This is a genomic window from Saccharothrix australiensis (assembly GCF_003634935.1).
GTDB lineage: Bacteria > Actinomycetota > Actinomycetes > Mycobacteriales > Pseudonocardiaceae > Actinosynnema > Actinosynnema australiense.
Window position 1 is genome coordinate 6,702,159 of sequence record NZ_RBXO01000001.1, and the last position, 13,830, is coordinate 6,715,988.

The 13,830-nt window shown below is 75.7% G+C and carries 12 protein-coding genes and 1 riboswitch; of the genes, 4 read left to right on the top strand and 8 right to left on the bottom strand.

All coding sequences use genetic code 11. The features are described from left to right. Positions 1 to 275 precede the first annotated feature (275 nt). Genes C8E97_RS28375 through C8E97_RS28385 form a run of 3 tightly spaced genes read right to left on the bottom strand, consistent with a single transcriptional unit; the run spans position 276 to position 4,428 of the window. The gene (locus C8E97_RS28375; protein WP_121012609.1) at positions 276 to 1,787 is read right to left on the bottom strand and encodes a cobyrinic acid a,c-diamide synthase CobB; all 1,512 of its coding nucleotides are present in this window, start codon (positions 1,785 to 1,787) and stop codon (positions 276 to 278) included. Further along, the gene (cobO, locus tag C8E97_RS28380; protein WP_121008455.1) at positions 1,784 to 2,398 is read right to left on the bottom strand and encodes a cob(I)yrinic acid a,c-diamide adenosyltransferase; all 615 of its coding nucleotides are present in this window, start codon (positions 2,396 to 2,398) and stop codon (positions 1,784 to 1,786) included. The genes C8E97_RS28375 and cobO overlap by 4 nt, the downstream gene beginning before the upstream one ends. Before the next feature lie 8 nt (positions 2,399 to 2,406). Then, complete coding sequence (locus C8E97_RS28385) at positions 2,407 to 4,428, bottom strand: putative cobaltochelatase (protein WP_121008456.1); 2,022 nt, start codon at positions 4,426 to 4,428, stop codon at positions 2,407 to 2,409. Between the two features lie 38 nt (positions 4,429 to 4,466). Continuing rightward, a riboswitch (cobalamin riboswitch) is annotated at positions 4,467 to 4,582 on the bottom strand. A gap of 185 nt (positions 4,583 to 4,767) precedes the next feature. On the opposite strand from C8E97_RS28385, the gene C8E97_RS36625 reads away from it, so the two are divergent. Beyond that, on the top strand, positions 4,768 to 4,902 hold the full coding sequence (locus C8E97_RS36625; protein ID WP_281275475.1) for a hypothetical protein: 135 nt from the start codon (positions 4,768 to 4,770) through the stop codon (positions 4,900 to 4,902). 606 nt (positions 4,903 to 5,508) lie between these two features. Here C8E97_RS36625 and C8E97_RS28390 read toward each other — a convergent pair. Then, positions 5,509 to 6,756: a cytochrome P450 gene (locus C8E97_RS28390; RefSeq protein WP_211347151.1), complete on the bottom strand. Its 1,248-nt coding sequence runs from the start codon at positions 6,754 to 6,756 to the stop codon at positions 5,509 to 5,511. A gap of 42 nt (positions 6,757 to 6,798) precedes the next feature. Here C8E97_RS28390 and C8E97_RS28395 point away from each other — a divergent pair, with 42 nt between their 5' ends. Next, the gene (locus C8E97_RS28395) at positions 6,799 to 7,986 is read left to right on the top strand and encodes an 8-amino-7-oxononanoate synthase (protein ID WP_121008457.1); all 1,188 of its coding nucleotides are present in this window, start codon (positions 6,799 to 6,801) and stop codon (positions 7,984 to 7,986) included. On the opposite strand, the gene C8E97_RS28400 is transcribed toward C8E97_RS28395, so the two are convergent. Continuing rightward, complete coding sequence (locus C8E97_RS28400; protein ID WP_121008458.1) at positions 7,940 to 8,398, bottom strand: GNAT family N-acetyltransferase; 459 nt, start codon at positions 8,396 to 8,398, stop codon at positions 7,940 to 7,942. The genes C8E97_RS28395 and C8E97_RS28400 overlap by 47 nt on opposite strands. A gap of 448 nt (positions 8,399 to 8,846) precedes the next feature. On the opposite strand from C8E97_RS28400, the gene C8E97_RS28405 reads away from it, so the two are divergent. Continuing rightward, complete coding sequence (locus tag C8E97_RS28405) at positions 8,847 to 9,458, top strand: LysE family translocator (RefSeq protein ID WP_121008459.1); 612 nt, start codon at positions 8,847 to 8,849, stop codon at positions 9,456 to 9,458. A 167-nt stretch (positions 9,459 to 9,625) separates the two neighbouring features. Here the strand turns inward: C8E97_RS28405 and C8E97_RS28410 are convergent, their stop codons facing one another. Beyond that, positions 9,626 to 10,375 carry a S1 family peptidase gene (locus C8E97_RS28410; protein WP_121008460.1) on the bottom strand — a complete coding sequence of 250 codons (750 nt, stop codon included), beginning with the start codon at positions 10,373 to 10,375 and terminating at the stop codon, positions 9,626 to 9,628. 96 nt (positions 10,376 to 10,471) lie between these two features. Then, positions 10,472 to 11,488: a M48 family metallopeptidase gene (locus C8E97_RS28415; RefSeq protein ID WP_121008461.1), complete on the bottom strand. Its 1,017-nt coding sequence runs from the start codon at positions 11,486 to 11,488 to the stop codon at positions 10,472 to 10,474. A gap of 69 nt (positions 11,489 to 11,557) precedes the next feature. Here C8E97_RS28415 and C8E97_RS28420 point away from each other — a divergent pair, with 69 nt between their 5' ends. Further along, positions 11,558 to 12,490 carry an alpha/beta hydrolase gene (locus tag C8E97_RS28420; protein ID WP_121008462.1) on the top strand — a complete coding sequence of 311 codons (933 nt, stop codon included), beginning with the start codon at positions 11,558 to 11,560 and terminating at the stop codon, positions 12,488 to 12,490. Positions 12,491 to 12,871: 381 nt separating this feature from the next. Here C8E97_RS28420 and C8E97_RS28425 read toward each other — a convergent pair whose 3' ends face one another. Next, on the bottom strand, positions 12,872 to 13,672 hold the full coding sequence (locus C8E97_RS28425; protein WP_121008463.1) for an SAM-dependent methyltransferase: 801 nt from the start codon (positions 13,670 to 13,672) through the stop codon (positions 12,872 to 12,874). Between the last annotated feature and the right edge of the window lie 158 nt (positions 13,673 to 13,830).

Here is a 13,830-nt window from a genome sequence, read left to right on the forward strand (position 1 = left end):
ACACGTGTACGGCTTGCCGGGGTGGGACGTTACCGCGCCGGCACGCGCCGCTACCCGGCGGCCTCGGGCCGCACCGACCCGGCCACGTCCGCGCCCGCGAACCGCGCCGCGGACGCCGGGCGCGCGGGTGCGACACGTGGACGCCACCCGGGGGCGGGGGCGCTCCCGCGCCGGCCCGCGTCGCCACCGGGTGGCCTCGGGCCGCCGGCCCGCGTGGCTACGGGGTGGTCCGGGGGGTCGCTACCCGGTGGCCTCCGGCGGACCGGCCCGCGTGGCTACCCGGTGGCCCCGGCCCGTGCCGCACACGCCTGCGCGAACCGCACCACCGACGCCGGCGCGGACGCCGGGTGCGTGTGCAGGTACGACGCGTGGACGCCGCCGAGCACGAACCCCTCCGCCACGGGCCGCCCGTCGTGGCCGCGCCACCGCCAGGCGGGCCGGTCGCCGGCGGGGGCGCTCAGCGCGGTGCGGTGGAACTCGTGGCCGGTGATCCGGGTGCCTTCGCGCGCGAGGACCGAGTCGACCGGCGCGACGGCGTCCCGGTAGCCCAGGGTCAGCCGCGGGGTCATCGAGCCGTCGGCGTCGAGCACGCCGCACATCGGCGCGCCGTCCAGCGAGCGCGCCAGGTACAGCAGGCCGCCGCACTCCGCGTGCACGGGCGCGCCGGACCGCGCGAGCGCGGCGACCTCGGCGCGCAGCCGGGCGTTGGCGGACAGCTCGGCCGCGTGCTGCTCGGGGAACCCGCCGGGCAGCACGAGCCCGGCCGTGCCCTCGGGCAGGCGCTCATCGCGCAGCGGGTCGACGACCACGACCTGCGCGCCGGCGGCGCGCAGCAGCTCCACGTGCTCGGCGTAGCCGAAGGTGAACGCGGCACCGCCCGCGACCGCGACGACCGGCGACCCGGCCACCGGCGCGGTCCCGCGCCCCGACGGCCCGGCCACCGGCGCGATCCCGTCCGCCGGCGCGATCCCGGCCCCCGAGGACCCGGACACCGACGCGACGCCGTCCCCCGACGACCCGGCCGGCGCGATCCCGTCCGCCGGCAACCCCGACACCGACGCGATCTCGTCCGCCGGCGACCACGGCGGGACGGCGGGCGCTGGTGCGGCGGCGGCCAGCCGCCGCACCGCGTCGAGGTCCACGTGCCGCGCCACCGCGGTGGCGATCGCGTCGACCGCCTCCAGCGCGGGCCGGCCGTGCTCGGCCGCCGTGACCAGCCCCAGGTGCCGGGACGGCAGGCCGAACCGGTCGTCGCGCGGCAGCACGCCCAGCACGTCGAGCCCGACCTCGGCGCACGCGCCGCGCAGTACCTGCTCGTGCCGCGCGGAGCCGACCTGGTTGAGCACCACGCCGCCCAGCCGCACGGTCGGGTCGTAGCCGCGGAAGCCGTGCAGCAGGGCCGCGAGGCTGCGGCTCTGGCCGCGCGCGTCGACCACGAACAGCACCGGCGCGGACAGCAGCTTGGCGACGTGCGCGGTGGACCCGACGCCCTCGGTGTCCACCCGCCCGTCGAACAGCCCCATGACGCCCTCCACCACGGCCAGGTCGCAGCCGCGCGCCCCGTGCGCGAACAGGGCGGGGACGCGGTGCTCGCCGACCATGACCGGGTCGAGGTTGCGGCCCGGCCGACCGGTGGCCAGCCCGTGGTAGCCGGGGTCGATGTAGTCCGGCCCGACCTTGAAGGGCGCCACCCGGTCGCCCGCGCGGCACAGCGCCGCCATGAGGCCGGTGGCCACGGTGGTCTTGCCGCTGCCCGACGCGGGCGCGGCGACCACCAGCCGGTTCACCACTCGATTCCCCTCTGCCCCTTCTGCCCCGCGTCCATCGGGTGCTTGACCTTGGTCATCTCGACCACCAGGTCGGCCGCCTCCACCAGGGCGGGCGGCGCGTGCCTGCCGGTGATCACGACGTGCTGGTGGCCGGGCCGGTCGCGCAGCGCCGCCACCACCTCGGCCACGTCGATCCAGCCCCAGTGCAGCGGGTAGGTGAACTCGTCCAGCACGTACAGGCCGTGCCGCTCCTCGGCCAGCCGGCGGGCGATCTCCCGCCAGCCCTCGCGCGCGGCGGCGGCGTGGTCGTCCTCGGTGCCCTGCTTGCGGGCCCAGGACCAGCCCTCGCCCATCTTGTGCCACTCGACGGGCCCGCCCTCGCCGGTCTGCTCGTGCAGCCTGCCCAGGGCGCGGAAGGCGGTTTCCTCGCCGACCTTCCACTTGGCGGACTTGACGAACTGGAACACGCCGATGGACCAGCCCTGGTTCCAGCCGCGCAGCGCCAACCCGAACGCGGCGGTGGACTTGCCCTTCATCTCCCCGGTGTGCAGGAGGGTGAGCGGCCGGTTGCGCCGCTGCCTGGTGGTGAGCCCGTCGGCGGGCACGACGGACGGTTGTCCCTGGGGCATGGTGTCTCCTACGCGGCTCGTGCGGCGCGCACGACGCCCGCGACCTGGTCGGCGGACAGTTCTTCCAGGCGCAGGCACACGCCGGCCAGCGCCTCGGCGACGCGCCCGGCCAGGCCGAGGCGCACGTGGCCGGACTCGCAGTCGACGACCACGGAGGCCACCTCGTCGGCGGCCAGCAGCCCGGCGGCGCGCAGCGCGTCGCGCATCGGGTCGCCGCCGGTGGTGGTGGCGGTGGCGCGGCCGTCGGTGAGCAGCACCAGCAGCGGGCGGCGGCGCGGGTCGCGGACCCGTTCGACCTCCAGCACCCGCCGGGCGCGCAGCAGGCCGTCCGCGAGCGGGGTGCGCCCGCCCGTGCGCAGCCCGCGCAGCCGGGCCGCCGCCGCGTCCACGGAGTTCGTGGGCGGCAGCGCGACCTCCGCGCCGCCGCCCCGGAAGGTGATCACGCCGACCTTGTCGCGGCGCTGGTAGGCGTCGCGCAGCAGGGACACGACCGCGCCGCTGACCGCGGACATGCGCTGCCGGGCCGCCATCGAGCCCGACGCGTCGACCACGAACAACACCAGGTTGCTCTCCTTGCCCTCGCGGACCGAGCGCCGCAGGTCGGCACCGCGCAGCACCAGGCCGGGTCCGCTGCGGCCGCGGGCGGCCTGGAACGGTGCGGCGGCGGCGAGCGTGCCGACCAGGTGCAGCCCCGCACCGTCCACAGTGGACGAGCGGACCACGCGGCCGGTGCGGGCGCGGGCCCGCGAGCGCTTGCCCGGCGCGCCCTCGCCGACACCGGGCACCGCGAGCAGCCGCGTCCGGAACGAGGGCGCGGGGGTGTGCGAGCGCTCGCCGGTCGAGCCGTTGCCCGCCGGCCGGTCCTCGGGTGCGGGTCCGGCCCCGCCCGGCGGCAGGCCGCCCCCGTCACCGGGGCCGCCACCGCCGTCGTCGGGACCGTCCGGGCCGTCCGGGTCGTCGTCCGGGCCGTCGCCGGGGCCGTCCTCCGGGTGGTCGCCGGGGTCGCCGGGCTGCCGGGCGTGCTCCGCGCCCTGGCGCATGGCGTCGGTCAGCTGGTCCTCTTCGAGGCCGGGCTCGTCGAACGGGTCGCGCCGCTTGCGGTGCGGCAGGGCCAGCCGGACGGCGACCTCCACGTCCTGCTCGGCCACCTCGTCCGCGCCGCGCCACGCGGCGTGCGCGGTGGCCGTGCGCGCGACCACGAGGTCCGCCCGCATCCCGTCGACGTCGAACGCGGCGCAGACACCGGCGATGCGGCGCAGCTCGGCGTCGGGCAGCACGACACCGGGCAGGTGGGCGCGCGCGGCGACGATCCGCCGCGCCAGCGCCGCGTCCTCGTCGGCCCAGCGCGCGGCGAACCCGTCGGGGTCGGCCTCGTAGGCCAGCCGCCGCCGCACGACCTCCGCGCGCGTCGCCACGTCGCGGGCCGCCCGCACCGCCACGGTCAGGCCGAAGCGGTCCAGCAACTGGGGCCGCAGCTCGCCCTCCTCCGGGTTCATCGTGCCCACGAGCAGGAACGACGCCGCGTGCGACACCGACACGCCCTCGCGCTCGACGTGCGCCCGGCCCATCGCGGCGGCGTCCAGCAGCAGGTCGACCAGGTGGTCGTGCAGCAGGTTGACCTCGTCCACGTACAGCACGCCCCGGTGCGCGGCGGCCAGCAGGCCGGGCTGGTAGGCCCGCACGCCCTCGGTCAGCGCGCGCTCCAGGTCCAGCGAGCCGATCAGCCGGTCCTCGGTCGCGCCGACCGGCAGCTCCACCAGCCGCGCCGGGCGGCGTTCGGACGCGGCGGCGTCGTGCGGCCCGTCCGGGCAGTCGACGGTCACGGCGGGGTCGCAGCCGAACCGGCAGCCCGCCACGACGTCCAGGGAGGGCAGCAACGCGGCCAGGGCGCGGACCACGGTCGACTTCGCGGTCCCCTTCTCCCCTCTGACCAGGACCCCGCCGATGCCGGGGTGGACGGCGTTGAGCACCAACGCCGTGCGGAGGTCGTCGTGTCCGACGACGGCGGAAAAGGGGAAACGCGCGCCCATGCGGCGGTGTCCTTCCTCGGGTGTCCACGCCCGTGTCCGGTCCGGTGAGTTCGGGGGCCGAGTTCCTGACTCCCGGACCCACGCCCGGTCACAGTGGCGGGACCGTGCCGGATTCGCACCGGCTTCCTCGCGCACCCCTACAGCCAGGGCATCGTCGCACCTCGGCCGGCGGGCTCCAAGTCCCCGGCGACCGCCGCCCGCGCGAGGGCCGTCACACCGGGGCCTGCCCGGGGACGCCGACCGACCCCTCGGGCGGCCGGGCGGCGCGGTGCCCGGCGGTCCGGGCGGGCGGGTCGCGCGGGTGGCGGGTGACCGCCCGGCGGGACCGGCCTGACCTGCGTGATCGAGTCCGGCGGGCGGGTGCGCGGGCGGGTCGGCGCGGTGCCGCGCCCCGAGCGGGCGGCGGACGCCCGCACGGGGTCGCGCGCCACCGGCCGGCAGGGCCCGGACCAGCGGCGGGGCCACCGGACGTGACCACGCTCTCGTCCGGTCGGCGGCCGGGCGCAGGCACGGCGTCCGACCGGCGCGGGCGCGGTGGCCGTTCGGCGCGGGCACGGTGGCCGTTCGCGGGCACGGTGGCCGTTCGGCGCGGGCGCGGTGCGGCGGGGCGGCACGGCGGCGGGCGGGGCAGGCGGCGGGTCGTGGTCGCCGATCGGGCGGGATCGCCGGGCGCGGCGTGCGTTCGGCCACCCGAACCTCCCTCGGCCCAACCGGGCCCCTGGTCCGTACCGTGGCCGACAGCGGAGCCCGGACCGACGGCCGCCGGGGTGCTCCCCCGGCGCGGACCGCCGATCGCGTCCGGCTCGGCCCGGAGAGCGGCGCAGGCGGAGGCTGCCGCGGGCGGGGTCGGCAGCCTCCCCGTGCCGCTCGCCGCCCGGTGGGACGAGCGCCGGTCGGGCACGCCGATCCACGCGCCTCCTCGGAGCCGCACCCGCAGGTCTCGCCGCCGCACCGCACAGGGCGGGCAACCGACACGGGGGCCACCGACCGGCGCGAGGTGCCGCATCCGGGACGCGCGCCACCGACCGGCGGGCCCGGAACGCGCACCGGCCGGCGCCGCGATGCCGCCTGGAACAGGAGCTACCGGCCGGCGCGGGCGACGCCGCGGCGTGCCGCGCCACCGCCGGGCACGTCTCCCGCCCCCCGCGCATCCGGCACCGGCTCGCCCGGCCCCCGCCCGTCCAGCCGCACCCGCACGCTCAGCGGCGCGCGGAACGACAGCAGGCCCAGCATCGGCGGTTCGGCGTCGTCCGCCAGGCGCAGCACCGGGAACCGCTCGAACGTCTCCCGCAGCACCACCGCCGCCTCCAGCCGGGCCAGCCCGGCGCCCAGGCAGAAGTGCCTGCCGAACCCGAACGCGAGGTGCTGCCGCGAGTTCGCCCGCGCCGGGCACAGCCGCTCCGGCTCCGCGAACACCTCCGGGTCGGAGCCCGTGCCCGCGAGCATCAGCAGCAGGTGCGCGCCCGCCGGGACGGCCACGCCGGAGATCGTCACCGGCTCCGCCGCGACCCGCCGCCACGTGTTCACCGGCGGGTCGCGGCGCAGCACCTCCTCCACGACCCGTTCCGGCACACCCGGCTCCCCCAGCCGCGACCACAGGTCGCCCTGCCGCAGCACCGCGTGGAACATCGCGCACAGCAGCTGCGTCGTCGTCTCCTGGCCCGCGATGAGCAGGAAGTAGCACAGGCCGGCCGCCTCGCGCACCGGCACGTCCCGCAGCGCGCCGAACAGGTCGTCGCCGCGCGCCGCCCTGATCCGGCCGGTCAGCCACCGGTGGAACGCGGCGGCCGGCTCGGCCAGCGCGCGCTGCCGCGCCGGCGACGGGTTGCCCCAGAACAGCTCCAGGGACGCGGTGCTCCACGCCTTGAGCGCGGCCACGTCGACGTCCCGGATGCCCAGGACCTCCAGCAGCACCACGGCGGGCAGGTCGCGCGCGAGCGCCGGGTGCAGGTCGGCGACCGGGCCGGTCAGCCCGGCTAGCCGGTCCCGCGCCAGTTCGGCGATCCGGGGGCGCATCCCGGCCACGCGGGCGGGCGTGAGGAACGCGGCGACCAGGCGGCGCAGGCCGGCGTGCGTCGCGGTGCCGTTGTTGGCCAGCGTCGGCGGCAGCGAGAAACCCGCGCGCGCCAGCGACCGCAGCACCGGTGGCGCGATCGGGGTCACGGCGGTCAGCGCGTTGTCCGGGTGGAACCGCCGGGGGTCGGCGAGGATCGCCCGCACGTCCCGGTAGCGGCTGACCAGCCACAACCCGGTGCCCTCGTCCCGGTGGACCGGCGCTTCGGCGCGCAACGACCGCAGGTCGTCCGGTCCGTGCTGGAATAGGTCCACGCGGGGACGGTAGCGGCAAGGTGCGACACTGCCGGCGTGAGTGTGAGCACAGACGTCGCGACCGGTCCGGAGTCGGTGTTCGACTGGATCGACACCCGCGCCGAGGCACGCGCCAAGGCCGGCCTGACCCGGCGCGTCCGGCCCCGGCCCGCCGGTTCCGCCGAGCTGGACCTGGCGTCCAACGACTACCTCGGCCTGGCCCGCGACAAGCGCGTGACCGGCGCGGCCGCCGCCGCCGCGCTGCGCTGGGGGGCGGGGTCGACCGGTTCGCGGCTGGTCACCGGCTCCACCGAGCTGCACACCGAGCTGGAGTACGAGCTGGCGAACTTCTGCGGCGCGCAGGCGGCGCTGGTGTTCTCCTCCGGCTACGCCGCGAACCTCGGCGCGCTGACCGCGCTGTCCGGTCCGGGCACGGCGATCGTGGCCGACCAGCACATCCACGCCTCGCTGATCGACGGCACGCGGCTGTCCAAGGCCGACGTGGTCGCCGCCGGGCACCTCGACGTGCCGCAGGTCGCGCACGCGCTGGCGACGCGCGGCAAGCGGCGGGCGCTGGTGGTCACCGACTCGGTGTTCTCCGTCGACGGCGACCTCGCCCCGCTGGCCGAGCTGGCGGCGACGTGCCGCGCGCACGGCTCGGCGCTGGTCGTGGACGACGCGCACGGCCTCGGCGTCGTCGGCGAGGGCGGGCGGGGCGCGGTGCACGCCGCCGGGCTGGCGAAGGCGCCGGACGTGGTGACCACCGTGACGCTGTCCAAGTCGCTCGGCGCGCAGGGCGGCGCGGTGCTCGGGCCGAGCCGGGTGATCCGGCACCTGGTCGACACGGCGCGCACGTTCATCTTCGACACCGGTCTCGCGCCGGGCAGCGCGGCGGCGGCGCTGGCCGCGCTGAAGGTGCTGCGCGAGGAGCCGGACCGCCCCGCGCGTGCCCTGGACGTGGCGCAGGACCTGGCGTTCCGGTTGCGGGACAAGGGTTTCCAGGTCAACACCCCGGCGGCGGCCGTGGTGTCGGTGCGGGCGCCGTCGCCCGAGGCCGCCGTAGCGTGGGCCGAGGCGTGCCGGGAGCGGGGCGTCGTCGTCGGCTGCTTCCGGCCGCCGTCGGTGCCCGACCAGGTGTCGCGCCTGCGGCTGACCGCGCGGGCCGACCTGACCGAGGCCGACGTCGACCGGGCCGTGCGGGTGATCAGCGAGACCGGCGCATCCGCAGGTGCGGTATCCCGTCCTCGATGAACTCCGACCCCTCGGGCGTGAACCCGAACGAGGCGTAGAAGCCGGCGACGTAGGTCTGCGCGTCCAGCACGCACGTCCGCCCGCCGACCTCGACCAGCGCCGCCTCGACCAGCCGCCGGCTGTAGCCGCGCCCACGCGCGGCGCGGGCCGTGCAGACGCGCCCGATGCGGAACGTGCCGTCCGGCTCCTCCAGCAGCCGCAGGCACGCCACCGGCTCCGGCGACCCGTCCGGCTCCAGCCAGAAGTGCCTGGTGCCGGGGTCGAGGTCGCGGCCGTCCAGCTCCGGGTAGGGGCAGGACTGCTCGACCACGAAGACGTCGCCGCGCAGCTTGAGCAGGGCGTACAGCTGCCGGGGCGTCAGGTCCGCCGACCACGCGCGGCGCAGCGTGGCCGGGTGGGGATGCGAGCGCACACCGCTTTGGTACCACAGTCCCGGAATCCGGGTCGGTAGCAGCGGTCCCACGCGCGGTCGCGATCCCGGCGCGTGCGCTCGACGGTGCCGCGCGCTCGATGACGCCGACACCCGATGACGCCGGCACCCGATGACGCCGTGCCCTTGACGACGCCGCGCCCCTGATGACGCCACGCGCTGGATGACGCCGGGCGCTGTGACGCCGCGCCCTCGATGGTGCCGTGCGCGGTGGCCGCGGGCCCCGCTCGGCGGCTGCGACGAGCACCGGCACGTGCGGCCGCACGGCCTACCCCTCTACGCCGGGCAGCGGTGTCGCCACGAAACGTGACGAACCGTCAACACGGGATCAAAACCGGAAGATTTGTTGTTAGTATCCCGTAGAGCCGAAGATTTGACGGTGTGTGCGACAGATCACGCTTGTCTGTCCGGAACCTGAGGGAGGGAAACCATGCACCTGGACTTCACCCAGCTACCGACGTTCCTCATCGCGTGCGCGGTCGTCGTGCTGACGCCGGGTGTGGACGCGTTCCTCCTCCTGCGGACGTCCATGCGCGCCGGCACCAAGGCGGGCCTGTGGGCCCTGGCCGGCATCCACACGGCGGCGGCCTTGCAGGTCGGGTTGGTGATCTCCGGCCTCGGCGTCGTGATCGCGCGGTACCCGGCGGTGCTCACCGCGCTGAAGTGGATCGGCGCGGCCTACCTGTTCTACCTGGCGCTGAGCATCACGCGCGGCCTGCTGCGGCGGAACCAGGCCGTCGAGAGCGGCGAGGTCGCGGCGGACCGCCCGTTCCGGCAGGGGTTCCTGACCAACATCACCAACCCGAAGATGCTGCTGTTCAGCCTGGCGTTCCTGCCGCACTTCATCGGGACCGGCCACCCCGCCGCCCAGTTGACCGTGCTGGCGCTGGTCTTCCTGGCGATGGCGGCGGTCTGGGAGCTGCTCATCGTGCTGGCCGCGAGCAGCATGGGCCGCCGGCTGCGCAAGCCGGGCGTGACCACCGCGCTCGACGCGGTGTGCGCGGCGGTGTTCCTGACCATGTCGGTCGGCCTGGTCGTCTGACGACCTCCACCGGGCGGCTCGCCGAGCCGCCCGGCACCCGCGCCGGCAGTCGAACCACACCACCGGTCCAACCACGCCACCGGTCCAACCACACCGCCGGTCCGACCACACCGCCGGTCGAACCACGTCGCCGAGCACCCGCGCCATCGGCCCGACCGCGCCGCCGGTCAGACCGCGTCGTGGATCTGCCGGTCCAGTTCCGCCCGGTACGCCGAGATCCGCGAGTACACGCCCGGCTTCCCCTCACGGGCGCAGCCCTCGCCCCACGACGTCACGCCGATCAGCTTCCCGCCCGCGACCAGCGGACCGCCCGAATCGCCCTGGCACGTGTCCAGCCCGCCCTCGGGCACACCGGCGCACACCATCAGCTCGGGCTTGTACAACGCGTAGGACTGCTCGCACGACTCGTCCGACACCACCGGCAGCCCCACCGCCATCAGGAACTGCGACATCGCGCCCTGCTCGGACGTGCGGCCCCAGCCGAACGCCGTCGCCCGCGTCCCCGCCGCGTACAGCGCGTCACCCCCGGCCAGCTCCAGCGGCGTGCCGGGCGCGGCCCTCGTCAGCGTCAGCACCGCCACGTCGTGACCGCGGTCGGCCGTCACGTACTCCGGGTGGGTCCACACGTCGGCCACCGGCAGCGCGACGCCCCGCCGGGTGTCCCGCTTGTCCTCCCGGCCGACCACGACCCGCGCCGTCTTCGGCGCGAGGCCGCCGGCGCAGTGCGCGGCGGTCACCACCTTCGTGGGCGCGACGAGCGTGCCGCCGCAGAACTGGTTGCCCTTCGAGTCCGTCAGGTAGACGACCCACGGGTAGTCCTCGACCGACACCCGTGAGCCGCCCACCACGCGCGGCTCGGCGGCCGCCACGCCACCGCCCAACGCCATCAGCACCAACACCAGCACACCGAGCCGCACGGCCCCTCCTCTGATCAACAGCAGTGGTCAGAGACTAGCCAGAACGTACGACAGCCATGCGCCATTCAGCCTAACGGACCAGCGGGGCGCGTCACCTCACTCGCCGTTGAACTTCGACCGGACGCGGCCCGCCGCGCCGACCAGCGCGTCGCCCACCTCGTTGAGCACCTTCACCAACGGGTCCTCGGACCGCTCGGCGGACTCCTTGTAGGACCGCGCCGCGCCCTTCAGGTCCTCGGTGAAGGTGGACGCGGGCCGGTCGTCCTCGCGCCGGGGGTAGGTGCCGGTCAGGATCTCCCGGTACTCCTCGCCCGCCGCCCACCGCTGGAGCTCGGCGGCCCGCACGACCGCCATCGGGTGGGTGCTCCGCCAGGTCTTGATCAGCTTGAGCAGGCTGTCGCGCACGTCCTCGACCTGCTCGTACTCCTTGGCCTGCTTGAGGAACTCGGACGTGTCCACCTGCGACAGGTCCATGCCGCCGGCGAGCGCCACGTGCACCCGCAGCGCCGCCGCCGGGTCCTGCGCGACCAGCAGCCCGGCCCGGTCGCAGCTCAGCTCGGTCTTGCGGTACCACTCGCGCAGCGCGGCGACCACCGCGCGCACCGCCCAGTAGCCGGCGGGCATCCAGCCCATGCCCTGCTGGATGTCGATCAGCCGGTGCAGGATGGTCTGGTACAGCGCGTGCCCGGACAGCACGTGGCCCATCTCGTGGCCGATGGCGAACCGCCGACCGTTGTTGTCCAACAACTCCAGCAAACCCGTGGACAGCACGATGAACGGCTTGTCGATGCCCAGCGTCCGCGAGTACACGCGGGGATCGCGCTGCACGAACATCTCCGGCACCGGGTCGACGTCCAGGGTCGCCGCCGCCTCCAGCCGCAGGCGGTCCAGTTCCGGGTACTGCTTGGGCCCCACGCGAATCGCGGAAGCCACGTAGCTCAGCCGCTCGCCCCGTTCGGCGAACGCGCCGGCCACCGCCTGCAGCACGGGTCCGATCCCCGGCACCGCGCGCAAGACCGCCAACGCCCCCCTGTCGACCGGGTGCTCGTACGCCCGCGGGCTGATGCCGGGGAAGCGGACGCGCGCCGTCGACCGCTCGATCTCGTCGCTCATACCGACCAGAGTGCCACGGACGGGGGCCCGGCCTCCCCGGAAACGGTGACCGCGATGCACACTGGCGCGATGACCGCAGACGTGCTCGGCGCCGACTACGAGACCCGGACGCTGCCGCTGGGCGGCGGTGGCGTCAGCGCGACGCTGGTCCGCCGCCGCGCGCGGCCCGCGACCAGGGGGGCCGTGCTGTACGTCCACGGTTTCGCCGACTACTTCTTCCAGGCGCACGTCGCCGAGCACTTCACCGCCCGCGCGTTCGACTTCTACGCCGTCGACCTGCGCGCGTACGGCCGTTCCCTGCGGCCCGGCGAAACCGCCAACTACGTGCCGGACCTGGCCGCGCACTTCGAGGAGATCGACGCGGCGACGCGCGTGATCCGCGAGGAGGACGGGCACCGGCACCTGGTCCTGCTCGGCCACTCGACGGGCGGCCTCATCACCAGCCTGTGGGCGCACGAGCGGCGCGCCGACGACGTGATCGACGCGCTGGTCCTCAACAGCCCCTGGCTGGACCTGGCCGAGCCGTGGCTCGTCCGCACCGTCGGCACGGCGCTGGTCCGGGTCGTCGGCCGCGTCGCGCCGAGGCTGGTGGTGAAGAAGGGGCTCGGCCCGGTGTACGGGGAGAGCATCCACGTCGACCACCACGGCGAGTGGGACTTCGACACGACGTGGAAGCCGATCGAGGCGTTCCCGGTGCTGGCCGGGTGGTTGCGGGCGGTGCGCCGGGGGCACGCGGCGGTGCACCGCGGCCTGGCCGTGGCGGCGCCGGTGCTGGTGCTGCACTCGGGGCGGAGCCACCTGCACGCGAAGAGGTGGTCTCCGGAGGCGATGACGGCGGACACCGTGCTGGACGTCGAGCACATGCGGCGGTGGGCGCCCCGGATCGGCCGGGACGTGACGCTGGTGCAGGTGGACAACGGGATGCACGACCTGTTCCTGTCCGCCGAGCCGGTCCGCAAGCGGGCGTTGGCCGAAGTGGACGAGTTCCTGGACGGGATCTAGCGGTGTTGGATTTGCCCGACTCCGTCGGGCGGCTCGGCCGCCTGGTGGTCGGCAGCTCACGGGGCGAGTTGTGCCGATCGAAAAGCGTGATCGGCACAACTCGCGCCGTGAACTGCCGACGCGGCCTCGCGGAGCGAGCAGGAGCGGAGCGAGCAGGAGCGGAGCGAGCAGGAGCGGAAGGGAACAGGAGCGGAGCGAGCAGGAGCGGAGCGAGCCAAGGGAAAGGATGGGGGCGAGCGGGGGGACGAGCGGGTGTGGGTGCGGCGGTGCTGTGGGTGGCGCGGGTGGGACCTGCGGTGGGCGCCGAGCGGTTCCCGGATGGCCGTTCCGGTCCACTTCGGACGGTGTTCGGCAGCGGGGCGTCGCGGACGGCGATAGCCGTCAGGGCTTGCGCCCCACGCCGACGTAGGCGCTGATGTAGGCGTCGTCGGAGTCCGGGCGCCACTCCGGCAGGGACACCACGCCCGGCTCCACCACGGTCAGGCCGGCGAAGAACGCGGCGATCTCGTCGCGGGGGCGCAGCGCCAGCGGGCTGTCGGTGCGGCGGTAGATGGCCTGCACGCGCTCGCTGTCGTCCAGGGCGTCCTCCGGCACGCCTTCCAGGCTGCCGTGGGAGATCGCCAGGTAGCTGCCCGGCGGCAGGGCGTCCCGGTAGCGGGCCACCACCTCGTGCGGCCGGTCCGAGTCCGGCACGAAGTGCAGCAGCGCCACCATGAGCAGGCCGATGGGGCGGTCCGGGTCGAGCAGGCGGCGCACCTCGTCGTGGCCGAGGACGGCGTCCGGGTCGCGCACGTCGGCCTGGATCGCCGTCGCCAGCGGGTTGTCCGCCAGGAGGGCCGTGCTGTGGGCCACCGCCACCGGCTCGACGTCCACGTAGACGACCCGCGCCGAAGGGGCGGCCTGCTGGGCGATCTCGTGCACGTTGCCCACCGTCGGGATGCCCGAGCCGAGGTCGAGGAACTGCTCCACCCCTTGCTCCAGCAGGTAGCGCACGGCCCGGCGCAGGAACGACCGGTTCGCCCGCGCCGCGCCGGACATGCCGGGGTAGATCCGCTCCACCGAGCGGGCGGCCTCGCGGTCGACCGCGAAGTTGTGCGAGCCGCCCAGGAAGTAGTCGTACATGCGGGCCGCGCTCGGGCGGTCCAGGTCTATCGAGGACGGCACCCAGCCTGCCTGTTCCATGCGACTTCCCCTCGATGGCCTCGTCGGTGACAAAGCGTGATCGTTCCCGGCGCGGGAATGTGCCACAACCGCTGAACGCGCGGAAACGGCCCTCGATCGGGCGACACGACCCGGCCTGGCCGCGAGGTGCCGGAACGCGGCCACCGTCCCCGGACGAC

Coding starts and splice junctions, on each gene's coding strand:
- C8E97_RS28415 (WP_121008461.1), bottom strand. CDS start 11,488: ATGAGCGACGAGATCGAGCGGTCGACGGCGCGCGTCCGCTTCCCCGGC.
- C8E97_RS28405 (WP_121008459.1), top strand. CDS start 8,847: ATGCACCTGGACTTCACCCAGCTACCGACGTTCCTCATCGCGTGCGCG.
- C8E97_RS28425 (WP_121008463.1), bottom strand. CDS start 13,672: ATGGAACAGGCAGGCTGGGTGCCGTCCTCGATAGACCTGGACCGCCCG.
- C8E97_RS28420 (WP_121008462.1), top strand. CDS start 11,558: ATGACCGCAGACGTGCTCGGCGCCGACTACGAGACCCGGACGCTGCCG.
- cobO (WP_121008455.1), bottom strand. CDS start 2,398: ATGCCCCAGGGACAACCGTCCGTCGTGCCCGCCGACGGGCTCACCACC.
- C8E97_RS28385 (WP_121008456.1), bottom strand. CDS start 4,428: ATGGGCGCGCGTTTCCCCTTTTCCGCCGTCGTCGGACACGACGACCTC.